General features: G+C 70.3%; 20 protein-coding genes. 17 read left to right on the top strand and 3 right to left on the bottom strand.

Features of this window, described 5'->3' with window-relative positions:
* Positions 1 to 58 precede the first annotated feature (58 nt).
* Positions 59 to 559, bottom strand: a complete 501-nt coding sequence (gene bldD / locus ACFQ7F_RS19500; protein ID WP_135330908.1) for a transcriptional regulator BldD — start codon at positions 557 to 559, stop codon at positions 59 to 61.
* A gap of 197 nt (positions 560 to 756) precedes the next feature.
* Here bldD and pyrR point away from each other — a divergent pair, with 197 nt between their 5' ends.
* From pyrR to ACFQ7F_RS19430, 14 genes are all read left to right on the top strand, one after another.
* The gene (gene pyrR, locus ACFQ7F_RS19495; protein ID WP_383271943.1) at positions 757 to 1,329 is read left to right on the top strand and encodes a bifunctional pyr operon transcriptional regulator/uracil phosphoribosyltransferase PyrR; all 573 of its coding nucleotides are present in this window, start codon (positions 757 to 759) and stop codon (positions 1,327 to 1,329) included.
* A gap of 82 nt (positions 1,330 to 1,411) precedes the next feature.
* The gene (locus tag ACFQ7F_RS19490) at positions 1,412 to 2,398 is read left to right on the top strand and encodes an aspartate carbamoyltransferase catalytic subunit (protein ID WP_383271941.1); all 987 of its coding nucleotides are present in this window, start codon (positions 1,412 to 1,414) and stop codon (positions 2,396 to 2,398) included.
* A 3-nt stretch (positions 2,399 to 2,401) separates the two neighbouring features.
* Positions 2,402 to 3,691 carry a dihydroorotase gene (locus ACFQ7F_RS19485; protein WP_383271939.1) on the top strand — a complete coding sequence of 430 codons (1,290 nt, stop codon included), beginning with the start codon at positions 2,402 to 2,404 and terminating at the stop codon, positions 3,689 to 3,691.
* Positions 3,688 to 4,260 carry a hypothetical protein gene (locus ACFQ7F_RS19480; protein WP_383271937.1) on the top strand — a complete coding sequence of 191 codons (573 nt, stop codon included), beginning with the start codon at positions 3,688 to 3,690 and terminating at the stop codon, positions 4,258 to 4,260. Before ACFQ7F_RS19485 ends, ACFQ7F_RS19480 begins: the two co-directional genes overlap by 4 nt.
* Positions 4,257 to 5,405, top strand: a complete 1,149-nt coding sequence (gene carA / locus ACFQ7F_RS19475; RefSeq protein WP_383271935.1) for a glutamine-hydrolyzing carbamoyl-phosphate synthase small subunit — start codon at positions 4,257 to 4,259, stop codon at positions 5,403 to 5,405. Before ACFQ7F_RS19480 ends, carA begins: the two co-directional genes overlap by 4 nt.
* Positions 5,398 to 8,706, top strand: coding sequence for a carbamoyl-phosphate synthase large subunit (carB, locus tag ACFQ7F_RS19470; RefSeq protein WP_383271933.1), 3,309 nt, complete (start codon positions 5,398 to 5,400; stop codon positions 8,704 to 8,706). Before carA ends, carB begins: the two co-directional genes overlap by 8 nt.
* Positions 8,707 to 8,768: 62 nt before the next feature.
* Positions 8,769 to 9,878, top strand: a complete 1,110-nt coding sequence (locus ACFQ7F_RS19465; protein WP_383271931.1) for a quinone-dependent dihydroorotate dehydrogenase — start codon at positions 8,769 to 8,771, stop codon at positions 9,876 to 9,878.
* Positions 9,875 to 10,720 (top strand): orotidine-5'-phosphate decarboxylase, encoded by an 846-nt coding sequence (pyrF, locus tag ACFQ7F_RS19460; protein ID WP_383271929.1) that lies wholly within the window; start codon positions 9,875 to 9,877, stop codon positions 10,718 to 10,720. Before ACFQ7F_RS19465 ends, pyrF begins: the two co-directional genes overlap by 4 nt.
* Positions 10,721 to 11,007: 287 nt before the next feature.
* Complete coding sequence (locus ACFQ7F_RS19455; protein ID WP_005319887.1) at positions 11,008 to 11,331, top strand: integration host factor; 324 nt, start codon at positions 11,008 to 11,010, stop codon at positions 11,329 to 11,331.
* Between the two features lie 38 nt (positions 11,332 to 11,369).
* Entirely contained in the window at positions 11,370 to 11,963 is a 594-nt protein-coding gene (gene gmk / locus ACFQ7F_RS19450) for a guanylate kinase (RefSeq protein WP_383271927.1), read from the top strand.
* A 74-nt stretch (positions 11,964 to 12,037) separates the two neighbouring features.
* Positions 12,038 to 12,310, top strand: a complete 273-nt coding sequence (rpoZ, locus tag ACFQ7F_RS19445; protein ID WP_005319902.1) for a DNA-directed RNA polymerase subunit omega — start codon at positions 12,038 to 12,040, stop codon at positions 12,308 to 12,310.
* A gap of 123 nt (positions 12,311 to 12,433) precedes the next feature.
* On the top strand, positions 12,434 to 13,645 hold the full coding sequence (gene coaBC, locus ACFQ7F_RS19440) for a bifunctional phosphopantothenoylcysteine decarboxylase/phosphopantothenate--cysteine ligase CoaBC (RefSeq protein ID WP_383271925.1): 1,212 nt from the start codon (positions 12,434 to 12,436) through the stop codon (positions 13,643 to 13,645).
* Positions 13,646 to 13,986: 341 nt separating this feature from the next.
* The gene (gene metK, locus ACFQ7F_RS19435) at positions 13,987 to 15,195 is read left to right on the top strand and encodes a methionine adenosyltransferase (RefSeq protein WP_383271923.1); all 1,209 of its coding nucleotides are present in this window, start codon (positions 13,987 to 13,989) and stop codon (positions 15,193 to 15,195) included.
* Positions 15,196 to 15,317: 122 nt separating this feature from the next.
* Complete coding sequence (locus ACFQ7F_RS19430; RefSeq protein ID WP_383271921.1) at positions 15,318 to 17,465, top strand: primosomal protein N'; 2,148 nt, start codon at positions 15,318 to 15,320, stop codon at positions 17,463 to 17,465.
* A gap of 234 nt (positions 17,466 to 17,699) precedes the next feature.
* On the opposite strand, the gene ACFQ7F_RS19425 is transcribed toward ACFQ7F_RS19430, so the two are convergent.
* Positions 17,700 to 18,248 carry a hypothetical protein gene (locus ACFQ7F_RS19425; protein WP_383271919.1) on the bottom strand — a complete coding sequence of 183 codons (549 nt, stop codon included), beginning with the start codon at positions 18,246 to 18,248 and terminating at the stop codon, positions 17,700 to 17,702.
* A 294-nt stretch (positions 18,249 to 18,542) separates the two neighbouring features.
* Between ACFQ7F_RS19425 and fmt the strand changes: the two genes are divergently transcribed.
* Positions 18,543 to 19,487 carry a methionyl-tRNA formyltransferase gene (gene fmt / locus ACFQ7F_RS19420; RefSeq protein WP_383271917.1) on the top strand — a complete coding sequence of 315 codons (945 nt, stop codon included), beginning with the start codon at positions 18,543 to 18,545 and terminating at the stop codon, positions 19,485 to 19,487.
* Positions 19,488 to 19,519: 32 nt separating this feature from the next.
* On the top strand, positions 19,520 to 20,971 hold the full coding sequence (locus tag ACFQ7F_RS19415; protein WP_383271915.1) for an RsmB/NOP family class I SAM-dependent RNA methyltransferase: 1,452 nt from the start codon (positions 19,520 to 19,522) through the stop codon (positions 20,969 to 20,971).
* On the opposite strand, the gene ACFQ7F_RS19410 is transcribed toward ACFQ7F_RS19415, so the two are convergent.
* Positions 20,945 to 23,152 (bottom strand): MMPL family transporter, encoded by a 2,208-nt coding sequence (locus tag ACFQ7F_RS19410; RefSeq protein WP_383271913.1) that lies wholly within the window; start codon positions 23,150 to 23,152, stop codon positions 20,945 to 20,947. The genes ACFQ7F_RS19415 and ACFQ7F_RS19410 overlap by 27 nt on opposite strands.
* 132 nt (positions 23,153 to 23,284) lie before the next feature.
* Between ACFQ7F_RS19410 and rpe the strand changes: the two genes are divergently transcribed.
* Positions 23,285 to 23,971 carry a ribulose-phosphate 3-epimerase gene (gene rpe / locus ACFQ7F_RS19405; RefSeq protein ID WP_383271911.1) on the top strand — a complete coding sequence of 229 codons (687 nt, stop codon included), beginning with the start codon at positions 23,285 to 23,287 and terminating at the stop codon, positions 23,969 to 23,971.
* The last annotated feature ends 78 nt before the right edge of the window (positions 23,972 to 24,049 follow it).

Here is a 24,049-nt window from a genome sequence, read left to right as displayed (position 1 = left end):
CCCGATCGGTTCCGGCCACCCCGGCGTTACGTTTCTGCTCAGTTCTCCCTTGAGGGAGTCAGACGTCGTCGTGGGCGACGGCGCGGCGCGCGTCCGCGTCAAGCACGCCCCAGCTGATCAGCTGCTCGGTGAGAACCGAGGGCGACTGGTCGTAGATCACGGCGAGAGTGCGCAGGTCGTCCTGGCGGATCGAGAGCACCTTGCCGTTGTAGTCACCGCGCTGCGACTGGATCGTGGCCGCATACCGCTGCAGCGGTCCCGCCTTCTCGGCCGGGACGTGCGCCAGGCGCTCGAGGTCGAGCACGAGCTTGGGCGGCGGCTCGGCCGCACCGCCCGGAGCGGTGCCGGGCAGCAGCTCCTGGACCGGGACGCCGTAGAAGTCCGCCAGCTCGGCGAGGCGCTGTACGGTCACGGCGCGGTCGCCGCGTTCGTACGAACCGACCACGACCGCCTTCCAGCGTCCCTGGGACTTTTCCTCGACACCGTGGAGGGAAAGGCCCTGCTGGGTACGGATGGCGCGGAGCTTGGCCCCGAGCTGTTTGGCGTATTCGCTGGACATATAGCTCCCCGGACGAAGAACGGTAACTCACTGTGAGGTTACGCAGCGTTACTTGGGTGCGTCAAGCCGAATGGTCCGTACCGACCCTCCGAGGGGGGTCGTGACCGGCGGTGTTGCCGGTGCTGGTAGCGTGGATGGCGCAATTTCGACGTCCTTTAAGGTCCGTCCCGTGAGGCGGAGAAGGAGGTCCGTTTCATATGGACTCGCACGACACGAACGAACCCGATGTCGCCCGGCCCGTGCTCGAAGGCCCGGACATCGCACGGGTGTTGACCCGAATCGCACACGAGATCGTCGAGCGCGCCAAAGGCGCCGAAGACGTGGTGCTGCTCGGCATTCCCACCCGCGGCGTCTTCCTCGCCCGGCGACTCGCCGAGAAGCTCGAAGAAATCACCGGACGCACGATCCCGGTTGGCTCACTCGACATCACGATGTACCGCGACGATCTGCGCATGCATCCGCCGCGCGCACTCGCCCGCACCGAGATTCCCGGTGACGGTATCGACGGCCGCCTCGTCGTCCTCGTCGACGACGTGCTCTTCTCCGGCCGCACCATCCGCGCCGCCCTCGACGGCCTGAACGACATCGGCCGGCCGCGCGCGGTCCAGCTCGCCGTTCTCGTCGACCGGGGCCACCGCGAACTGCCGATCCGCGCCGATTACGTCGGCAAGAACCTCCCCACGTCGCTGCGGGAGACGGTCAAGGTCCAGCTCGCCGAGGAGGACGGCCGCGACGCCGTGCTGCTCGGCGCCAAGCCCGCTTCCGCGTAGGCCCGGCTTCCCCCACGGGCACCGGGGCACACCCCTGCGCGCCCGCGTGCCCGCACACCTCCACATGACGGAGTAAACCCAGATGATGCGACACCTCATCTCGGCCGCCGACCTCACCCGCGACGACGCCGTTCTCATCCTCGACACCGCCGAGGAGATGGCCCGGGTCGCCGACCGGCCGATCAAGAAACTGCCCGCGCTGCGCGGCCGCACGATCTGCAATCTGTTCTTCGAGGACTCGACCCGGACCCGGATCTCCTTCGAGGCCGCCGAGAAGCGCCTCTCCGCCGATGTCATCAACTTCGCCGCCAAGGGATCGAGCGTCTCCAAGGGCGAGTCCCTCAAGGACACCGCCCAGACCCTGGAGGCGATGGGCGTCGACGCCGTCGTCATCCGGCACGGCGCGTCCGGCGCCCCCTACCGCCTCGCCACCTCCGGCTGGATCGACGCCCCGGTGATCAACGCGGGCGACGGCACCCACCAGCACCCCACGCAGGCACTGCTCGACGCCTTCACCATGCGCCGCCGCCTCGTCGGCAGGGACGCGGGCCTCGGCAAGGACCTGAACGGCAAGCGCATCACGCTCGTCGGCGACGTCCTGCACAGCCGGGTAGCGCGCTCGAACGTCGACCTCCTGCACACCCTGGGAGCCGAGGTCACCCTCGTCGCCCCGCCCACGCTCGTGCCGGTCGGCGTGGACAGCTGGCCCTGCGACGTCTCGTACGACCTGGACCGTGTGCTTCCGAAGTCCGACGCAGTGATGATGCTGCGCGTGCAGCGCGAGCGCATGAACGACGCGTTCTTCCCGACCGAGCGCGAGTACTCGCGCCGCTACGGCCTGGACGGCGAGCGCATGGCGAAGATGCCCGAGCACGCCATCGTGATGCACCCCGGGCCGATGGTCCGCGGCATGGAGATCACCGCCGAGGTCGCCGACTCCGAGCGCTGCACGGTCATCGAGCAGGTCGCCAACGGCGTCCACACCCGCATGGCGGTGCTCTACCTGCTCCTTGGCGGCAACGAACCCGCCGTCACCCACACCCGCCCCACCGGTTCCGAGGAGAAGTAAGACATGAGCAAGACCCTGATCCGTGGTGCGAAGGTCCTCGGCGGCGAGCCCCAGGACGTCCTGATCGACGGCGAGACCATCCTTGAGGTGGGCACCGGCATCGAGGCGGCCGACGACGTGACGGTGGTCGAGGCCGACGGCAAGATCCTGCTGCCGGGCCTCGTCGACCTGCACACCCACCTGCGCGAGCCCGGCCGCGAGGACTCCGAGACCGTCCTGACCGGTACGCGGGCCGCCGCGTCCGGTGGCTACACCGCCGTGTTCGCCATGGCCAACACCTTCCCCGTCGCCGACACCGCAGGCGTCGTCGAGCAGGTCTACCGCCTCGGCCAGGAGGGCGGATACGCGGACGTTCAGCCGATCGGCGCCGTCACCGTCGGCCTCGAGGGCAAGAAGCTCGCCGAGCTCGGCGCCATGCACGAGTCGGCGGCCGGTGTCACCGTCTTCTCCGACGACGGCAAGTGCGTCGACGACGCCGTGATCATGCGCCGCGCCCTGGAGTACGTGAAGGCCTTCGGCGGCGTCGTCGCCCAGCACGCCCAGGAGCCGCGCCTCACCGAGGGCGCCCAGATGAACGAGGGCATCGTCTCCGCCGAGCTGGGCCTCGGCGGCTGGCCCGCCGTCGCCGAGGAGTCGATCATCGCGCGTGACGTGCTGCTCGCCGAGCACGTCGGTTCGCGGGTGCACATCTGCCACCTGTCGACCGCGGGCTCCGTCGAGATCGTGCGCTGGGCCAAGTCGCGCGGCATCGACGTGACCGCCGAGGTCACCCCGCACCACCTGCTCCTGACCGACGAGATGGTCCGCTCGTACAACCCGGTCTACAAGGTCAACCCGCCGCTGCGCACCGAGCGCGACGTCATGGCGCTGCGCGAGGCCCTGGCCGACGGCACGATCGACATCGTCGCCACCGACCACGCCCCGCACCCGCACGAGGACAAGGACTGCGAGTGGGCCGCGGCCGCCATGGGCATGGTGGGCCTGGAGACCGCGCTCTCCGTGGTCCAGCAGACGATGGTCGAGACGGGCCTGCTTACCTGGTCCGCGGTAGCCGACCGGATGTCCGTCAAGCCCGCCGAGATCGGCCGGGCGACGGGCCACGGACGCCCCGTCTCGGCAGGTGAGCCCGCGAACCTCACGCTTCTCGATCCGGCTTACCGTGGTGTCGTGGACCCCGCGGGCTTCGCCTCGCGCAGCGGCAACACCCCCTACGAGGGCCGTGAGCTGCCGGGCCGCGTGACGCACACGTGGCTGCGGGGCCGCGCCACGGTCGTAGACGGGAAGCTCGCGTGACATCTCTTCTGGAACTGGCCGCCGACAAGAAATCGGCGGACGTGACCGACTGGGCCGCGCGCGCGGGCTGGGTCGTCGGCCTCCTGCTCTTCATCGCGCTCGTCTACTGGCTGATGCGCGAGGGCTGGAAATGGCGCGGCACGCTCCAGGGCGACCTGCCGGAGCTGCCCAGCGCGCCGAGCGAGCCGGGCCCGGCGAAACTTGAGCTGACCGGCCGCTACCACGGCTCGACCACGGCAGGGCAGTGGCTCGACCGCATCGTGGCGCACGGCCTCGGTACCCGCAGCCGCGTGGAGCTGACGCTCACGGACGCGGGCCTCGACGTCGTACGCCCCGGGGCAGCCGACTTCTTCGTCCCGGCCGGCCAACTGCGCGAGGCCCGCCTCGACAAGGGCATCGCGGGAAAGGTCCTCGCGGAGGGCGGTCTGCTGATCGTCACCTGGGAACACGGCGAGAAGCTGCTCGACTCGGGCTTCCGCTCGGACCACGCGGCCGAGCAGGCCGAGTGGGTCGAGGCCATCAACAACATGATCCATACGACCAGCACGACGGAAGGCACCGCACGATGACGACCTCCACAAGGGGAGCCTCCAGGACTCCCGCCGTACTCGTCCTGGAGGACGGCCGCATCTTCCGCGGCCGTGCCTACGGGGCCGTGGGGGAGACCTTCGGCGAAGCGGTGTTCTCCACCGGCATGACCGGCTACCAGGAGACCCTCACCGACCCCTCGTACCACCGCCAGGTCGTCGTCATGACGGCCCCGCACGTCGGCAACACGGGCGTGAACGACGAGGACGACGAGTCCGCCCGCATCTGGGTCTCCGGCTACGTCGTGCGCGACCCCGCACGCGTGCCGTCGAACTGGCGCGCCAAGCGCTCCCTCGACGAGCAGCTCGCGAACCAGGGCGTCGTCGGCATCTCCGGCATCGACACCCGCGCCCTCACCCGCCACCTGCGCGAGCGCGGCGCGATGCGCGTCGGCATCTTCTCCGGCGAGGCCTGGACCGGCGTCCGCGACGACGCCCTGCTCGCCAAGGTGCAGGCATCCCCGCAGATGAAGGGCGCCGACCTCTCCGCCGAGGTCGCCACCAAGGAGACGTACGTCGTCCCCGCGATCGGCACCAAGAAGTTCACGGTCGCCGCCGTGGACCTCGGCATCAAGGGCATGACCCCGCAGCGCATGGCCGAACGCGGCATCGAGGTGCACGTCCTGCCTGCCACCGCCACGGTTGAAGACGTGTACGCGGTCAACCCTGACGGGGTGTTCTTCTCCAACGGTCCCGGCGACCCGGCCACCGCCGACCACCCCGTCTCCGTCATGCAGGGCGTGCTCGAACGCAAGACGCCGCTCTTCGGTATCTGCTTCGGCAACCAGATCCTCGGCCGCGCCCTCGGCTTCGGCACCTTCAAGCTGAAGTACGGCCACCGCGGCATCAACCAGCCGGTGCAGGACCGCACCACCGGCAAGGTCGAGGTCACCGCGCACAATCACGGCTTCGCCGTGGACGCGCCCCTCGACAAGGTCTCGGACACCCCCTTCGGGCGCGCCGAGGTCTCCCACGTATGCCTGAACGACCAGGTGGTGGAGGGGCTTCAGCTCCTCGACCAGCCGGCCTTCAGCGTCCAGTACCACCCCGAAGCTGCTGCCGGCCCGCACGACGCCGCGTACCTCTTCGACCGCTTCGTATCTCTGATGGAGGGCCAGCGTGCCTAAGCGCTCCGATATCCAGTCCGTCCTGGTCATCGGCTCCGGCCCGATCGTCATCGGCCAGGCCGCCGAGTTCGACTACTCCGGCACCCAGGCGTGCCGCGTGCTCAAGGCCGAGGGCCTGCGCGTCATCCTGGTGAACTCCAACCCGGCGACGATCATGACCGACCCGGAGATCGCCGACGCGACCTACGTCGAGCCGATCACCCCCGAGTTCGTCGAGAAGATCATCGCCAAGGAGCGCCCCGACGCGCTGCTCCCGACCCTCGGTGGCCAGACCGCGCTCAACACCGCGATCTCCATGCACGAGCAGGGCGTCCTGGAGAAGTACGGCGTCGAGCTCATCGGCGCCAACGTCGAGGCGATCAACAAGGGCGAGGACCGCGAGCTCTTCAAGGGCGTCGTCGAAGAGGTCAACAAGAAGATCGGGCTCGGCGAGTCCGCCCGCTCGTACATCTGCCACTCGATGGACGACGTCCTCAAGGGCGTCGACGAGCTGGGCGGCTACCCCGTGGTCGTCCGCCCCTCCTTCACCATGGGCGGCGCCGGTTCCGGCTTCGCGCACGACGAGGAGGAGCTGCGCCGCATCGCCGGGCAGGGCCTCACGCTCTCGCCGACCACCGAGGTGCTCCTGGAGGAGTCCATCCTCGGCTGGAAGGAGTACGAGCTGGAGCTGATGCGCGACAAGAACGACAACGTCGTGGTCGTCTGCTCCATCGAGAACTTCGACCCGATGGGCGTGCACACCGGCGACTCGATCACCGTCGCGCCCGCGATGACGCTGACCGACCGCGAGTACCAGGACCTGCGTGACGTCGGCATCGCGATCATCCGCGAGGTCGGCGTCGACACCGGCGGCTGCAACATCCAGTTCGCCATCGACCCGACGGACGGCCGGGTCATCGTCATCGAGATGAACCCGCGTGTCTCGCGGTCGTCCGCGCTCGCGTCGAAGGCCACCGGATTCCCGATCGCGAAGATCGCAGCGAAGCTCGCCGTGGGTTACACGCTCGACGAGATCCCGAACGACATCACCGAGAAGACCCCGGCGTCCTTCGAGCCGACCCTCGACTACGTAGTGGTCAAGGCCCCGCGTTTCGCCTTCGAGAAGTTCCCGTCCGCCGACTCCACGCTGACGACCACCATGAAGTCGGTCGGCGAGGCCATGGCGATCGGCCGCAACTTCACCGAGGCCCTGCAGAAGGCGCTGCGGTCCCTGGAGAAGAAGGGCTCGCAGTTCACCTTCGTCGGCGAGCCCGGTGACAAGGCCCTTCTTCTGGAAGAGGCCGTCCGGCCGACCGACGGGCGCATCAACTCCGTCATGCAGGCCATCCGCGCCGGCGCGAGCCCGGAAGAGGTCTTCGCACACACGAAGATCGACCCGTGGTTCGTCGACCAGCTCTTCCTGATCAAGGAGATCGCGGACGAGCTCGCCGCCGCCGAGCGCCTGGACGCCGATCTGCTCGCCGAGGCCAAGCGGCACGGCTTCTCCGACGCCCAGATCGCGGAGATCCGCGGCCTGCGCGAGGACGTCGTCCGCGAGGTCCGGCACGCGCTCGGGGTCCGCCCCGTCTACAAGACGGTCGACACCTGCGCCGCCGAGTTCGCCGCCAACACGCCGTACTTCTACTCCTCGTACGACGAGGAGAACGAGGTCGCCAAGCGCGAGAAGCCCGCGGTGATCATCCTGGGCTCGGGCCCCAACCGCATCGGCCAGGGCATCGAGTTCGACTACTCCTGCGTCCACGCCTCCTTCGCGCTGAGCGACGCGGGCTACGAGACCGTGATGGTCAACTGCAACCCCGAGACCGTCTCGACGGACTACGACACCTCCGACCGTCTCTACTTCGAGCCGCTCACGCTCGAGGACGTCCTGGAGATCGTCAACGCCGAGGCGCAGGCAGGCCCGATCGCGGGCGTCATCGTCCAGCTCGGCGGCCAGACCCCGCTCGGCCTCGCGCAGGCCCTCAAGGACAACGGCGTCCCGGTCGTGGGCACCCCGCCCGAGGCCATCCACGCCGCCGAGGACCGCGGCGCCTTCGGCCGGGTGCTCGCCGAGGCCGGTCTCCCGGCGCCCAAGCACGGCACCGCCACCACCTTCGACGAGGCCAAGGCCATCGCCGACGAGATCGGCTACCCCGTCCTCGTCCGCCCGTCGTACGTGCTCGGCGGTCGCGGCATGGAGATCGTGTACGACGAGACCCGCCTCTCCGCGTACATCAAGGAGTCGACCGAGATCAGCCCCTCGCGTCCGGTCCTCGTCGACCGCTTCCTCGACGACGCGATCGAGATCGACGTGGACGCGCTCTACGACGGCCACGAGCTCTACCTCGGCGGCGTCATGGAGCACATCGAGGAGGCCGGCATCCACTCCGGCGACTCCGCGTGCGCGCTGCCCCCGATCACGCTCGGCGGGCACGACATCAAGCGGCTCCGCGCCTCCACGGAGGGCATCGCCAAGGGCGTCGGCGTGCGCGGGCTCATCAACATCCAGTTCGCGATGGCCGGGGACATCCTCTACGTCCTGGAGGCCAACCCGCGTGCCTCGCGCACCGTCCCCTTCACCTCGAAGGCGACCGCGGTGCCGCTCGCCAAGGCCGCCGCGCGCATCTCGCTCGGCGCGACCGTCGCCGAACTGCGCGCCGAGGGCATGCTCCCGGCGACCGGTGACGGCGGCACGCTGCCGATGGACGCGCCGATCTCGGTGAAGGAAGCCGTGATGCCGTGGTCGCGCTTCCGCGACATCCACGGGCGTGGCGTCGACACCATCCTCGGCCCGGAGATGCGCTCCACCGGTGAAGTCATGGGCATCGACTCGGTGTTCGGCACGGCGTACGCCAAGTCGCAGGCGGGCGCGTACGGTCCGCTGCCGACCAAGGGCCGTGCCTTCATCTCCGTCGCCAACCGCGACAAGCGCTCGATGATCTTCCCGGCGCGTGAACTGGTCGCGCACGGCTTCGAGTTGCTCGCCACGTCCGGCACGGCCGAGGTGCTCAAGCGCAACGGCATCAACGCCACGATCGTGCGCAAGCAGAGCGAGGGCGAGGGCCCGAACGGCGAGAAGACGATCGTCCAGCTCATCCACGACGGTGCGGTCGACCTCATCATCAACACCCCGTACGGCACGGGTGGCCGCCTCGACGGCTACGACATCCGTACGGCGGCCGTGTCCCGCTCCGTGCCCTGCCTGACCACGGTCCAGGCGCTCGCCGCCGCCGTCCAGGGCATCGACGCGCTCAACCACGGGGACGTGGGCGTCCGTTCACTCCAGGAACACGCGGAGCATCTGACCGCGGCCCGCGACTAGCAGCCCACCAGGGGGACACCGATCCGGTGTCCCCCTTCTGGTGAGAACACCGAGGACACCCCATGTACAAATTCTTCTTCAACCTCGTCTTCAAGCGCATGGACCCGGAGCAGGCCCACTACACGGCCTTCCGCTGGATCCGGCTCGCTGCCCGCGTCCCCGTCCTGCGCACCTTCGTCGCGGCCGTGCTCGCGCCGCGCCACAAGGAGCTGCGCACCGAGGCCTTCGGGCTTCGCATGCACGGCCCGTTCGGGCTCGCGGCCGGTTTCGACAAGAACGCCGTCGCGATCGACGGCATGTCGATGCTGGGCTTCGACCACATCGAGATCGGCACCGTCACGGGGGAGCCGCAGCCCGGCAACCCCAAGCAGCGTCTCTTCCGGCTCGTGCAGGACCGGGCACTGATCAACCGCATGGGCTTCAACAACGAGGGTTCGGCGGCCGTCGCCGAGCGCCTGGGTGCCCGTAAGGCCGTCTTCAAGACGGTCGTGGGCGTCAACATCGGCAAGACCAAGGTCGTCCCCGAGGATGAGGCGGCCGCCGACTACGTGAAGTCGACCGAGCGGCTCGCCGCCCACGCCGACTACCTCGTGGTGAACGTGTCGTCCCCGAACACCCCAGGCCTGCGCAATCTCCAGGCCACGGAGTCGCTGCGGCCGCTGCTCACCGCCGTACGCGAGGCGGCCGACCGGAGCGTCACCGGGCGGCGCGTGCCGCTCCTCGTGAAGATCGCCCCCGACCTCGCGGACGAGGACATCGACGCGGTCGCCGATCTGGCCGTCGAGCTCGGTCTCGACGGCATCATCGCCACGAACACGACCATCGCGCGCGAGAGCCTCGGTTTGCAATCCGAACCTTCGCTCTACGCGGAGATGGGCGGTCTGTCCGGCGCGCCCCTCAAGGAGCGCTCCCTGGAGGTCCTGCGCCGCCTCTACGCGCGCGTGGGCGACCGCATCACGCTGGTGGGCGTCGGCGGCATCGAGAACGCCGAGGACGCCTGGCAGCGGATCCTCGCGGGCGCCACCCTGGTGCAGGGCTACAGCGCGTTCATCTACGAGGGGCCCTTCTGGGGCCGCGCGATCCACAAGGGGCTCGCCGCCCGTCTGAACACCTCCCCGTACGCCACGCTCGCCGAGGCCGTCGGCGCCGACGTAAGGAAGTCCGCATCATGAGTGCCCTCGAACCCTTCGGTACGCGCCTGCGCCACGCCATGGACGAGCGCGGGCCGCTCTGCGTCGGCATCGACCCGCACGCGTCCCTGCTGTCCGCCTGGGGCCTGAACGACGACGTCGCGGGCCTGGAGCGGTTCACCGGGACCGTCGTCGAGGCGCTCGCCGGTACCGTCGCGGTCTTCAAGCCGCAGAGCGCGTTCTTCGAGCGCTTCGGCTCGCGCGGCATCGCCGTACTGGAGAAGGCCGTCCAGGAGCTGCGCGCCGCCGGCGCCCTGGTGGTCATGGACGCCAAGCGCGGTGACATCGGCTCGACGATGGCCGCGTACGCGGAGACCTTCCTGCACAAGGACTCACCGCTGTTCAGCGACGCCCTCACCGTCTCGCCCTACCTCGGCTACGGATCGCTGAAGCCGGCCGTCGACCTCGCGCGCGAGAACGGCACCGGGCTCTTCGTGCTCGCCCTCACCTCCAACCCCGAGGGCGCCGAGGTGCAGCACGCGGTGCGCGAGGACGGCCGCACGATCGGCGCGACGATGCTTGGGCACTTGGCGGCCGAGAACGCCGGGGCGGAGCCCCTGGGGTCCTTCGGGGCCGTCGTCGGGGCGACGCTGGGGGACCTCTCCTCGTACGACCTCGCGGTCAACGGTCCGCTGCTCGCCCCCGGCCTCGGGGCGCAGGGCGCAACGCCGGCGGATCTGCCGGGCGTCTTCGGGGACGTCGTGCGCAATGTGGTGCCGAGCGTCAGCCGGGGTGTCCTGCGTGAGGGTCCCGACGTGGTGGGTCTGCGCGTCGCGGCGAGCCGCTTCGCGGACGAGATTCGTGAGGCCGTCGCCTCGGCATGAGGGTGGCCTGAGGGTGTTTTTCCGCCTTCGCAGGACGTGTCCGGCCACGTCCTCACGTTTCGCTGATGGCTCACCAAGCCAAATCCGGGGTGAAATGCCCGGAATGTACACCTCGACAGAGGCTGACCAGGACTTTTCGTCTGTTCTCGCTGACTCTGGCGGCCATGCCCGCTAGTCTCCGACGAGAGCGAACGGGCAAGCGCGTTGCACGTTGCTCACCAGGTGTGGGGCGACTAGGTTCCTCACCGGTCCGTATCCGACAGTTCGACATCCGAGGTGACGTAGGCGTGGCTCTTCCGCCCCTTACCCCTGAACAGCGCGCAGCCGCGCTCGAAAAGGCCGCCGCGGCTCGCCGGGAGCGGGCCGAGGTCAAGAATCGACTCAAGCACTCCGGCGCCTCCCTTCATGAGGTCATCAAGCAGGGTCAGGAGAACGATGTCATCGGCAAGATGAAGGTCTCCGCTCTCCTGGAGTCCCTGCCCGGCGTGGGCAAGGTCCGCGCCAAGCAGATCATGGAGCGTCTTGGCATCTCCGAAAGCCGCCGTGTGCGCGGTCTCGGCTCCAATCAGATCGCCTCCTTGGAGCGTGAGTTCGGCGGTGGCGCTGCCTGACGTTCTCAGGCACTCCTGAGAACCTGGATAATCGCTGCATGGCTGCAACATCCCGGGGGACGACCCCCGTGCCCCCGGACGTACGTCCGCGGCTGACCGTGCTCTCCGGCCCCTCCGGGGTCGGCAAGAGCACGGTCGTCGCTCATATGCGCAAGGAACACCCCGAGGTCTGGCTCTCCGTCTCGGCCACCACCCGGAAGCCGCGCCCCGGCGAGAAGCACGGTGTCCACTACTTCTTCGTCTCCGACGAAGAAATGGACAAGCTGATCGCCAACAGCGAGCTGCTCGAATGGGCCGAGTTCGCGGGCAACCGCTACGGCACGCCTCGGGGTGCCGTCCTCGAACGCCTCGAGGCGGGCGAGCCCGTCCTTCTGGAGATCGATCTGCAGGGCGCGCGCCTGGTCCGCGAGTCGATGTCCGACGCGCAGCTGGTCTTCCTCGCCCCGCCGAGCTGGGAGGAGCTGGTCCGCCGGCTCACCGGCCGGGGGACCGAGGCGCCCGAGGTGATCGAGCGCAGGCTCGGCGCCGCAAAGATCGAACTCGCTGCCGAGGCCGAGTTCGACACCACCCTGGTCAATACCTCCGTCGAGGACGTGGCACGCGAGCTGCTAGCCTTGATGAAAGTTGTTTGATTTTCTTCATCCTCAGTAACCCGGCTCGGCCTTCAATTTCCATCCGAAGGTCGAACCCCATCGGAAGGCAGAGAGTGTCCTCTTCCATCACTGCGCCCGAGGGCATCATCAACCCGCCGATTGATGAGCTCCTCGAAGCGACCGACTCGAAGTACAGCCTCGTGATCTACGCCGCCAAGCGCGCGCGCCAGATCAACGCGTACTACTCGCAGCTCGGTGAGGGCCTGCTGGAGTACGTCGGCCCGCTGGTGGACACCCACGTCCACGAGAAGCCGCTCTCGATCGCGCTCCGCGAGATCAACGCGGGTCTGCTGACGTCCGAGGCCATCGAGGGCCCGGCGCAGTAGTCACAGTTCTTTTCTTGCAGTTCTTTTCTTCATCTCAGGCCCGGCAGCGCGACTGCCGGGCCTGTGGTGTGTCATGGAGTCGTACGTTCCCCGGTCCGGGGGACGCGAGTGCGGGGAGGCACGGTGGGCAAGCCCAAGGTCGTTCTGGGGGTCAGCGGCGGTATCGCCGCGTACAAGGCCTGTGAGCTGCTGCGGCGGCTGACCGAGTCGGGCCATGACGTACGCGTCGTGCCGACCGAATCGGCGCTGCACTTCGTGGGGGCGGCCACGTGGTCGGCCCTGTCCGGCAACCCGGTCTCGACCGAGGTCTGGTCCGATGTCCACGAGGTGCCGCACGTACGGATCGGCCAGTCCGCCGACGTCGTGATCGTCGCCCCGGCGACGGCCGACATGATGGCGAAGGCGGCCCACGGCCTCGCCGACGACCTGCTGACGAACACGCTCCTCACCGCCCGCTGTCCGGTGATCTTCGCGCCCGCCATGCACACGGAGATGTGGGAGCACCCGGCCACGCAGGAGAACGTCGCCACGCTGCGCCGCCGCGGCGCCCTCGTCATCGAGCCCGCCGTCGGCCGCCTCACGGGCGTGGACACGGGCAAGGGCCGCTTCCCGGATCCGGTGGAACTCTTCGAAGTCGTACGTCGTGTCCTGGCGCGCGGTGATCTGGCCCAGGACCTCGCGGGCCGGCACGTCGTCGTCAGCGCGGGCGGGACGCGCGAGCCGCTCGACCCGGTCCGCTTCCTGGGCAACCGTTCCTCCGGCAAGCAGGGGTACGCCCTTGCCCGCAGCGCGGCGGCGCGCGGTGCCCGTGTCACGCTCGTGTCGGCGAACGCGGCCCTTCCCGCGCCCGTGGGCGTCGACGTCCTGCCGGTCGGCACCGCGGTCCAGCTCCGCGAGGCGGTCCTGAAGGCGGCGGCGGACGCCGATGCCGTGGTGATGGCGGCGGCCGTGGCCGATTTCCGCCCGCAGACGTACGCGGCAGGAAAGATCAAGAAGAAGGACGGTCAGGAACCGGCGCCCATCGCCCTGGTCCGCAACCCCGACATCCTCGCCGAGATCGCGGGCGAGAGGCCGCGCCCCGGCCAGGTCGTCGTCGGCTTCGCCGCCGAGACGGACGACGTGCTCGCCAACGGCCGCGCCAAGCTGGAACGCAAGGGCTGTGACCTGCTCGTCGTCAATGAAGTGGGCGAGCGCAAGACGTTCGGCTCCGAGGAGAACGAGGCGGTCGTGCTCGGCGCGGACGGCAGCGAGACCCCCGTGCCGTACGGACCCAAGGAAGCGCTCGCGGACACGGTCTGGGATCTGGTGGCTGAACGCCTGCCGAAAAATTCCTGAAAAAATCAGGGTGACCCGCAGAAGAAGCCAGAAGGCCAAAATAAGCCGGACGAAGTCTCCTGCCCAAGCCTCAGCAGAACAGGCGCGAAAACCTGGGCCCGAATGTCACAATCGCCCCACTGGGCGCCTCAAACCCGGGAAATTCGGGCGTGAGGCCCTCTGGTGGAGAACGATTGTCGTACCGCACAATGCAGTGCCGCAGGTCACAGCACTCCCAAGTGGCGAGACACGTGGTCCGGCGGCCGAGTGCGACCGATAAACTGGTCTCGGACGACGTCGAGCGCAGCTCTCGGCCGTCCACCAATGATCAGCCAGCAGCCGCTGCAACCACAGGGAGCGATGTGTCCCGCCGTCTCTTCACCTCGGAGTCTGTGACCGAGGGTCACCCCGACAAGATCGCTGACCAGATCAGCGACACCATTCTTGACGCCCTTCTGCGGGAGGACCCGAAATCCCGGGTCGCCGTGGAGACGTTGATCACCACCGGCCTGGTGCACGTGGCCGGCGAGGTGACCACCAAGGCGTACGCGCCGATCGCGCAGCTGGTGCGCGACAAGATCCTCGAGATCGGTTACGACTCCTCCAAGAAGGGCTTCGACGGCGCCTCCTGTGGCGTCTCGGTGTCCATCGGCTCGCAGTCCCCCGACATCGCGCAGGGCGTCGACACGGCGTACGAGAAGCGCGTCGAAGGCGACGAGGACGAGCTCGACAAGCAGGGCGCGGGCGACCAGGGCCTGATGTTCGGCTACGCCTGCGACGAGACCCCGGAGCTGATGCCGCTCCCGATCCACCTCGCGCACCGCCTCTCGCGCCGCCTGTCCGAGGTCCGCAAGAACGGGACCATCCCGTACCTGCGTCCCGACGGCAAGACCCAGGTCACCATCGAGTACGACGGCGACAAGGCCGTCCGCCTCGACACGGTCGTCGTCTCCTCGCAGCACGCGAGCGACATCGACCTGGACTCGCTCCTTGCCCCCGACATCCGGGAGTTCGTGGTCGAGGCCGAGCTGAAGGCCCTCCTCGAGGACGGCATCAAGCTGGAGACCGAGGGCTACCGCCTCCTGGTCAACCCGACAGGCCGCTTCGAGATCGGCGGCCCGATGGGCGACGCCGGCCTGACCGGCCGCAAGATCATCATCGACACGTACGGCGGCATGGCCCGCCACGGTGGCGGCGCCTTCTCCGGCAAGGACCCGTCCAAGGTCGACCGCAGCGCCGCCTACGCGATGCGCTGGGTCGCCAAGAACGTCGTCGCCGCGGGCCTCGCCGCTCGCTGCGAGGTCCAGGTCGCCTACGCGATCGGCAAGGCCGAGCCGGTGGGCCTGTTCGTGGAGACGTTCGGCACGGCCACGGTCGACACCGACAAGATCGAGGCCGCCATCGCCGAGGTCTTCGACCTGCGCCCGGCCGCGATCATCCGCGACCTGGACCTGCTGCGCCCGATCTACGCGCAGACCGCTGCGTACGGCCACTTCGGCCGGGCCATTCCCGACTTCACGTGGGAGCGGACGGATCGGGTGGACGCTTTGCGGAAGGCCGCGGGGCTGTAAGGCTCCCTCTCTTCGCGAGTTCCGACGGAGCCCGGTGCCCCTGGTGGGGGTGCCGGGCTCCGTCGTGCCGTGGGGATATCGGCCCCGCGGTCGTGTCAGTGCGGTCTGGTAGGAATGCTGCTGTGAGCAGCGAGAATCAGAAATCTGAGGGGGCGGCAGGGGCCGAGCCTCCGGAGCAGCTTGCGCTCATTCGGGACGCGGTGCGCAAGGCCGATGTGCCCCGGGCCAAGCCGCGGACGTGGCGGGGGGCTCCGCTGGCCAAGAGTTTGCCTGTGGCTCGGGTGCTTGTGGACAAAGGCGTGCTGCATCTTGATCGGTACTTCGACTATGCGGTGCCCGAGGAGTTGGACGAGCAGGCGCAGCCCGGGGTGCGGGTTCGGGTGCGGTTCGGGGCCGGGGCGCGGAATGTGCGGGGTGGGCGGCGTGAGGGCGGGGGGCTGATCGACGGGTATCTCGTGGAGAGGGTTGCCGAGTCGGACTACTCCGGGCCCCTGGCCGCTCTGGCGCAGGTCGTTTCGCCCGAGCCCGTGCTCGAGGGTGAGTTGCTCGGGCTTGCTCGGGCCGTGGCAGATCGGTACGCGGGCAGCCTTGCCGATGTGTTGCAACTGGCCGTTCCGCCCCGGCACGCGCGGGCCGAGGCACGCAAGACGGGGGAGGTGCCGGCGCCTCCGGCCGCGCCTGAAGCGGGGTCCTGGCGGCGGTACGGGCATGGGGCGGAGTTCCTCGGGGCGCTTGCCTCGGGGGGTGCGCCCCGGGCCGTGTGGACCGCTCTTCCCGGGCCGGAGTGGGCCGAGGAGATCGCCAGGGCCGTGCAGGCGACTCTTGCTTCGGGGCGTGGGGCTCTTGTCGTTGTGCCTGCCGGGCGGCCCGCGGCGAGGGTCGATGCGGCGCTGACCCAGCTGATGGGGGCGGGGCAGCATGCTCTGCTCACCGCTGATGTGGGGCAGGAGCGGCGGTATCGGGAGTGGCTTTCCGTGCGGCGTGGCGCCGTGCGGGCCGTGGTGGGCACCCGGGCCGCCATGTTCGCTCCCGTACGGAATCTTGGGCTCGTTGTCGTCTGGGACGACGGCGATGCCAGCCATAGCGACGACAATGCTCCCTTTCCGCATGTCCGGGAGGTGCTCGAACTTCGGGCCTCGCGGGACAAGTGCGGTTTTCTGTTGGGGAGTTGGAGTTGCACGGTTGAGGCCGCGCAGCTTGTGGAGAGCGGGTGGGCCGCGCCGCTGGTCGCCGATCGTGAGCAGGTGCGGGGGGCCGCGCCGCTCGTACGGACCGTGGGGGACGGAGATCTCGCCCGGGACGAGGCCGCACGGGCCGCGCGGCTTCCCACGCTTGCCTGGAACGTGGTGCGGGAGGGGCTGAAGCACGGGCCTGTCCTTGTGCAGGTGCCTCGGCGGGGGTATGTGCCCCGGCTCGCGTGCGAGAGGTGCCGGGAGCCCGCGCGGTGCCGGCGCTGTGCGGGGCCGTTGGAGGCGCGGGACGGCGGCGGGCTGTGGTGTGGCTGGTGCGGTGTGGAGGAAGGCGCGTGGCACTGCGGGGAGTGCGGGGGGTTCCGGCTGCGGGCGCAGGTGGTGGGGGCGCGGCGTACGGCCGAGGAGTTGGGGCGGGCGTTTCCCGCGGTGCCGGTGCGGACCTCGGGGCGTGAGCAGGTGCTCGACACCGTGCCGGGGACGCCTGCGCTGGTGGTGAGTACGCCGGGGGCGGAGCCTGTCGCAGAGGGCGGCTATGCCGCTGCCCTGCTGCTCGACGGGTGGGCCATGCTGGGGCGGCCCGATCTGCGGGCCGGGGAGGAAGCGCTGCGGCGGTGGATCGGCGCGGCCTCGCTGGTGCGGCCGCAGGGGGTCGGCGGGACCGTGGTGGTCGTCGCCGAGCCGACGCTGCGGCCTGTGCAGGCGCTCGTGCGGTGGGACCCCGTGGGGCACGCGGTGCGGGAGCTTTCCGAGCGGGCCGAGCTGGGGTTTCCGCCCGTGTCGCGGATGGCTTCGGTGGCGGGGACGTCGGAGGCCCTCTCGGGGTTTCTCGCCGGGGCCGAACTGCCGGGGGACGCGGTGGTGTTGGGGCCCGTTCCGGTGCCTGACGCGGGGCCAGGGCCTGCGCGCCGGGCCGGGGCGGCGCCGGTCGGGGAGCGGTGGGAGCGGGTGCTGATTCGGGTGCCGCCGGGGAGTGGGGCCGCGCTCGCCGCCTCGCTGAAGGTGGCGCAGGCCGCGCGGATGGCCCGGGGGGCCGAGGAGCCGGTTCGGATTCGGGTGGATCCCTTGGATATTGGTTAGGCCGTGTTGCCCCTCCGGGGTGGGTCTGCCTGGCGCTCGGGGCTCGCGATGCCCGTGCTGCGCTTGCCGCCCCGTTCATCGGTGCCCGGCGTGGGCACAACGAGGGCGGCCCGGCAGCGGCTTGGGTGGGGGTTGCGCCAGTGTGGAGCGGCCTGCCCGCCATGGGGGCGAAACGGCGGCGGCTGCCCCGCCGGGTGGGGGACCCGGTGGAGGCAGCCGTCGAAGTTGCCGTGTTCAGCCGTTGCGTGGGCCCGGGAACGCGTTGGGGCGGGGGTCCTCGCGCAGGGCGGGGCTGCCTGCCGTGGGCTGGGTCGGCATCGCGCGGGCCGCGGGCACCGAGGGGAGCGGGGCGCCGACAGGGACCGGGGGCCGGGCGGTCGTGGGGGAGGGGAGGGTCTCCGTGGCGCGCTCGGCGTCCGCCGCCGCCTGGGTCGTGGCCCGACGTGCGCCGTAACGGCGGTGCACCGCCTGCTTGGTGACCCCGAGGGCCGAGCCCACCGCGTCCCACGAGAAGCCCAGCGAGCGGTCGAAGTCCACCGCGGCGGTCACAAGCGTCTCGACGCTGTCCCGCAGTTCCTGGGCGAGGCGGACGGTCGGGGCGGGGGCGCGCCCGTACACGACGAAGCCCGCGGAGGGGCTTGAGCGGCGCGGGCGGTAGACGTTGCCGAGCTGGGCGGTGAGCGTACGCAGTGCGTCCACCTGCCGGCGGACCCGTTCGATGTCCCGAACCAGGAGATGCAGGCTGGCCCGTGCCTGGGCGTCGTGGGTTGCGTGGTCGGCCATGAACAAGCCTCTCGAACCGGCGTTGAAAAGGATCGGGCCGCGTCAGCGGCCCGTTGTGGTCAACTCTTTCTTGACCAACGCGCTAGTTCGTGTGGGGTCACGGTGCAGGGGCGTATGCGCATATGCACGGGGCGCGTGTACGCGCGTACGCCCCCAGGTGAGCGGCACCTTGGGCGGAGCGGTCCGGCACGGGCGGTCCGGCACGGGCGGCCCCGCGGGGAGCGGCCCGGCGGAGCGGCTCATAGACTGGTGCGCTGCCCGCACGTTTCCGTCCCGAGAGGCCGACAGCCACCGATGAAGCTCGTCTTCGCAGGCACCCCCGAGGTCGCCGTCCCCGCCCTGGACGCCCTGATCGCCTCCGACCGGCACGAGGTGGCCGCCGTCGTCACCCGGCCCGACGCCCCCGCGGGCCGTGGCCGCAGGCTCATCGCGAGCCCCGTGGCCCAGCGTGCGGAGGAAGCAGGCATCGAGGTCCTCAAGCCCGCGAAGCCGCGCGACGAGGAGTTCCTGGCGCGGCTGCGCGAGATCGCGCCCGACTGCTGCCCGGTCGTCGCCTACGGCGCGCTGCTGCCCAAGGTCGCCCTGGACGTCCCGGCCCACGGCTGGGTCAACCTGCACTTCTCGCTGCTGCCCGCCTGGCGCGGTGCCGCGCCCGTCCAGCACGCGGTGATGGCGGGAGACGAGATCACGGGGGCTTCCACCTTCCTGATCGAGCAGGGGCTCGACTCCGGGCCGGTGTACGGGACTGTCACCGAGGTCGTCAGGGCCACCGACACCAGCGGTGACCTGCTCACCCGGCTCGCCTTCGCGGGCTCCGGACTGCTCGCCGCCACCATGGACGGCATCGAGGACGGCTCCCTGAAGGCCGTACCGCAGCCCGCCGACGGCATCACCCTCGCCCCGAAGATCACCGTCGAGGACGCCCAGGTGGACTGGGCCGCTCCGGCCCTCCGCGTCGACCGGGTCGTGCGCGGCTGCACCCCTGCGCCCGGTGCCTGGTCCGTGTTCCGCGGTGAGCGGCTGAAGATCATCCAGGCCGCGCTCGTCGCCGACCGCACCGATCTCGCGCCCGGTGAGCTCGCCGCGGCCAAGAACAATGTGTACGTCGGCACCGGCTCGCACGCCGTGGAGCTGCTCTGGGTCCAGCCGCAGGGCAAGAAGCCGATGCGCGGCGCCGACTGGGCGCGCGGGGTGCGGATCGCCCCGGACGAGCGCCTCGGCGCCACCGACGTACGCTGAATCAGTTCGCCCCATCCAATAGCGGAGCACCTTTGAACGACCAGCCCGACCGGCGTCCCCAGAAGCAGGGCAAGCCCGGCAAGCCCCACCGCCGCCCCAAGAAGGACCCCGTCCGCTTCCTCGCCTTCGAGGCGCTGCGGGCCGTGGACGAGCGCGATGCCTACGCGAACCTCGTCCTGCCGCCGCTCCTGCGCAAGGCCCGGGAGAAGGAGGGGCCCGAGAAGTTCGACGCGCGTGACGCGGCGCTCGCCACCGAGCTCGTCTACGGGACGCTGCGCAGGCAGGGAACGTACGACGCGATCGTGGCCGCCTGCATCGACCGGCCGCTGCGCGAGGTCGACCCGCCGGTGCTCGACGTGCTGAACATGGGCGTGCACCAGCTGCTCGGGACGCGTATCCCGACGCATGCCGCCGTCTCCGCCTCCGTGGAGCTGGCGCGCGTGGTGCTCGGTGACGGGCGGGCCAAGTTCGTCAACGCGGTCCTGCGCAAGGTCGCCGCCGACGATCTCGACGGCTGGGTGGAGAGGGTCGCGCCGCCCTACGACGAGGACGCCGAGGACCACCTCGCCGTAGTCCACTCGCACCCCCGCTGGGTCGTCTCCGCGCTCTGGGACGCGCTCGGCGGCGGCCGTGCGGGCATCGAGGACCTTCTGGAAGCCGACAACGAGCGGCCCGAGGTCACTCTCGTGGCCCGCCCGGGGCGCACCACCGCCGATGAACTCCTCGACGTGGTCGGCGAGGAGAACGCGCTGCCGGGCCGCTGGTCGCCGTATGCCGTGCGGCTCAGCGAAGGCGGCGAGCCCGGATCGATCGACGCCGTGCGCGAGGGCCGTGCAGGGGTACAGGACGAGGGCAGCCAGCTCGTCGCGATCGCACTCGCGAACGCCCCGATCGAGGGGCGCGACGAGAAGTGGCTCGACGGATGCGCGGGCCCTGGCGGCAAGGCCGCCATGCTCGCCGGTCTCGCAGCGCAGCGCGGCGCGGCCCTCCTTGCCGCCGAGAAGCAGCCGCACCGCGCCCGCCTCGTCGCGCAGTCCCTGCGCGGCAACCCGGGTCCCTACCAGGTCATCGCCGCCGACGGCACCCGGCCGCCGTGGCAACCAGGCACTTTCGACCGCGTCCTGATGGACGTGCCCTGCACGGGGCTCGGTGCCCTGCGCCGTCGCCCCGAGGCCCGCTGGCGGCGCCGTTCGGAGGACCTGGACGGCTTCGCGCCGCTCCAACGGGGTCTGCTGCGTACCGCGCTGGAGTCCGTGCGCGTCGGGGGCATCGTCGGATACGCCACCTGCTCACCGCATCTCGCGGAGACGCGCGCTGTCGTCGACGACGTGCTCAAGCAGCACGAGGGCGCCGCCGAACTGATCGACGCACGCCCGCTGCTGCCCGGCGTACCGGCCCTGGGTGACGGGCCCGACCTCCAGCTCTGGCCGCATCTGCACGGCACGGACGCGATGTACCTAGCGCTGATCCGGCGGACTGCCTGAGTTCGGACTGCCCGAGGTCACCGCCGGAGTACGGACCGCCCGGTCCTTGCTCAGGGCGTGCGGCCACCACACCTTCGGTCCCACGTCCAGGAACAACGCCGTGACCAGGACGGACCGTACGACGAAGGTGTCGAGCAGGACGCCGATCGCGACCGCGAAGCCGATCTCGGCGAACCCCACCATCGGGAGCGTGCCGAGCGCGGCGAACGTGCCCGCGAGGACCAGGCCCGCCGACGTGATGACCGCACCGGTCGCGGCGAGGCCGGTGAGCACGCCCGCACGGGTGCCCTGTCGGCCTGCCTCCTCACGGATGCGGGTCGACAGGAAGATGTTGTAGTCGATGCCGAGCGCCACCAGGAACACGAAGACGAAGAGCGGGAAGTCCGTGGACTCGCCCGCGTAGTCGAAGATGTGGCGGAAGGCGAGCGCGCTGATTCCCAGGGCGGCGGTGAAGGACAGAACGACCGTCGCGATCAGGAGCAGCGGCGCGACCAGGGCGCGCAGCAGCAGGCCGAGGATCAGCAGGACGACGACGAGGACGAGCGGGATCACCAGCTTGTTGTCGTGGGTCGTGGCGCGGTCCATGTCCAGGATGGCCGCCGTGTTGCCGCCCACCTGCGCGTCCGCGTCGGGCACCGCGTGCACCGCGTCGCGCACCCGCTCCACGGTCCGCTTGGCCGCCCCGCTGTCGGTGGCGTCGGTCGTCGTCGCCTCGAACAGAACCCTGCCCTCGTACTCCGGTTTCGTCCCCGGTGGTACGACGATGCTGGCCGGGACCACCCCGCTGGTCCGGGCGACCACGGCGCGGACCTCGTCGCCCTGATCCGCGTCGGCCACGATCACCAGCGGGTCACCGCTGCCCGCGTCGAAGTACTCGGCCTGCACCTCCTGGCCCACGATCGAGTCCGGCTTGTCCGTGAACGAGTCCGCGTTGCTCAGCCCTTCCGCGCGCAGCTGCGTCATGCCGAGGGCGAGCGCCGCGAGGACCACCGCTGTGACGCTCCAGGTCAGTCGTGGGCGGTGGGCGATGCGGCGGCCCGTGCGGGCCCAGACGCCGCGCTCGGTGGGCTCCTGGGAGCCGTTGTGCGGGACCAGCGGCCAGAAGAGCCACCGGCCGCAGACCACCAGGAGCGCGGGGAACAGCGACAGCATCGCGATCAGGGCGACCGCGACACCGATGGCGGCGACAGGGCCGAGGCCCCGCGTCGAGTTCATGTCGGCGGTGAGAAGGACCAGCATGCTGACGACGACCGTGGCGCCCGACGCGATGACCGCGGGGCCCGCCCGGTGCAGGGCAAGCTGCATCGCTTCGTGCCGGTCCTCGTGCCGGCGCAGCTCCTCGCGGTAGCGGGCGACCAGGAGCAGCGCATAGTCCGTCCCCGCGCCGAAGACGAGGACCGTGAGGATGCCCGCGCTCTGGCCGTTGACCGTCAGGCCCGCGTGCTCCGCGAGCAGGTAGATCAGCGCCTGTGCGGTGAAGAGGGAGACGATCACCGAGATCAGCGGGACGACCAGGAGGACCGGACTGCGGTAGGTGATCAGGAGGATCACGATGACGACACCGGCCGCCGAGAGGAGCAGCGTCGAGTCGAGGCCGTCGAACGCCTCGGAGAAGTCCGCCGACGTTCCGCCGGGCCCGGTGACGTGCACCGCGAGGCCGTCGGCGCTCTCACCGGTCCCGCCGACCCGCTCCCGGATGGAGTCGACGGCGGGCGCGATCCGCTCCCAGCCCTTCTCGTCCATGGTGATGGGCACGAAGACCTGCGCGGCCCTGGCGGCGTCGGCGCCCGAGGCCTTCTTCGTGTCGAAGAGGGGGCCGCGTGTCTCCGCGCCGCGGATGCCGTGGGCGCGCAGTTCCTTGAGCTCGCGGACGTCCTTGGCGATCTGCACCCGGTCCTTGACGGTGAGCCCGCTCTCGCGGGCGTACACGACGATCGCGGGGATCTGTTCGGGCCTGAATTCTTCGGAGATCTTGAGGACTTGCGTGGACTCCGCGGAACCGGGCAGCCAGGACGATGCCTGGTTGTCCTGGGCGTCCGTGAGCTTCTGGGCCAGCGGTGCGGCCGCGACGATCACCACCAGCCAGAAGAGCACCACGAGCCACTTGGTGCGCCGCCCGCACACCAGCCAGGCCACGCCCCGCCCCGCCTGGCGCTGACCGTCCGACCGTTCGTCTGGCATGGCTACCCCCGCTGCCCCACGTGGTGCCGGTGGACCGCCCAGCATGGCACGCGGTCCATGGTCAGAGGAGCCCGTCGGCCCACGCTACGGACCGCGGAGGGCAACGAGCGCCGGGCATGGCAGTCTTGGGGCATGGCCGTGCAGATCAACCCCAGCATCCTGTCCGCGGATTTCGCCCGTCTTGCCGAGGAGGCAACAGCGGTCGAAGGTGCCGACTGGCTCCATGTCGACGTCATGGACAACCACTTCGTCCCGAACCTCACTCTGGGGGTACCGGTCGTAGAGTCCCTGGCACGGGCGACGGACACACCGCTGGACTGCCATCTGATGATCGAGGACGTCGATCGCTGGGCACCGCAGTACGTCGAAGCGGGCGCCGGATCGGTCACCTTCCACGCGGAAGCGGCCGCCGCACCCGTCCGCCTGGCCCGTGAGATCCGCGCCCAGGGCGCCCGCGCCTCCATGGCGCTGAAGCCCGCGACACCCATCGAGCCGTACGAGGACCTCCTCCCCGAGCTCGACATGCTGCTGATCATGACGGTCGAGCCGGGCTTCGGAGGGCAGTCGTTCCTCGACATCATGCTGCCCAAGATCCGCCGCACCCGTGAGCTGATCAGCAAGCATGGCCTCGAACTCTGGCTCCAGGTCGACGGCGGGGTCTCGGCCGCGACCATCGAGCGCTGCGCCGAGGCGGGCGCCGACGTCTTCGTGGCGGGCTCCGCGGTGTACGGCGCGGACGACCCGGCGGCGGCGGTACGTGCACTGCGCACCCAAGCGGCGGAGGCGACGGCAGGGGCGGCATGGGCGTGCGGCCACTGAGCCACAAGAACATGAACGCGGTCCTCCGGGGCTGATCAAGTACGTCGGATCTGCAAGGATGAACGGCGAACCCAGGTT

Origin of the sequence: Streptomyces sp. NPDC056486 (assembly GCF_042795295.1) — a bacterium.
Lineage (GTDB): Bacteria > Actinomycetota > Actinomycetes > Streptomycetales > Streptomycetaceae > Streptomyces.
This window is presented reverse-complemented; position numbering and strand designations above follow the sequence as displayed.

Bases quoted from the DNA above. Each gene is read 5' to 3' on its own strand.
- bldD (WP_135330908.1), bottom strand. From the start codon at position 559: ATGTCCAGCGAATACGCCAAACAGCTCGGGGCCAAGCTCCGCGCCATC.
- pyrR (WP_383271943.1), top strand. From the start codon at position 757: ATGGACTCGCACGACACGAACGAACCCGATGTCGCCCGGCCCGTGCTC.
- ACFQ7F_RS19490 (WP_383271941.1), top strand. From the start codon at position 1,412: ATGATGCGACACCTCATCTCGGCCGCCGACCTCACCCGCGACGACGCC.
- ACFQ7F_RS19485 (WP_383271939.1), top strand. From the start codon at position 2,402: ATGAGCAAGACCCTGATCCGTGGTGCGAAGGTCCTCGGCGGCGAGCCC.
- carA (WP_383271935.1), top strand. From the start codon at position 4,257: ATGACGACCTCCACAAGGGGAGCCTCCAGGACTCCCGCCGTACTCGTC.
- ACFQ7F_RS19465 (WP_383271931.1), top strand. From the start codon at position 8,769: ATGTACAAATTCTTCTTCAACCTCGTCTTCAAGCGCATGGACCCGGAG.
- pyrF (WP_383271929.1), top strand. From the start codon at position 9,875: ATGAGTGCCCTCGAACCCTTCGGTACGCGCCTGCGCCACGCCATGGAC.
- gmk (WP_383271927.1), top strand. From the start codon at position 11,370: ATGGCTGCAACATCCCGGGGGACGACCCCCGTGCCCCCGGACGTACGT.
- ACFQ7F_RS19425 (WP_383271919.1), bottom strand. From the start codon at position 18,248: ATGGCCGACCACGCAACCCACGACGCCCAGGCACGGGCCAGCCTGCAT.
- fmt (WP_383271917.1), top strand. From the start codon at position 18,543: ATGAAGCTCGTCTTCGCAGGCACCCCCGAGGTCGCCGTCCCCGCCCTG.
- ACFQ7F_RS19410 (WP_383271913.1), bottom strand. From the start codon at position 23,152: ATGCCAGACGAACGGTCGGACGGTCAGCGCCAGGCGGGGCGGGGCGTG.
- rpe (WP_383271911.1), top strand. From the start codon at position 23,285: ATGGCCGTGCAGATCAACCCCAGCATCCTGTCCGCGGATTTCGCCCGT.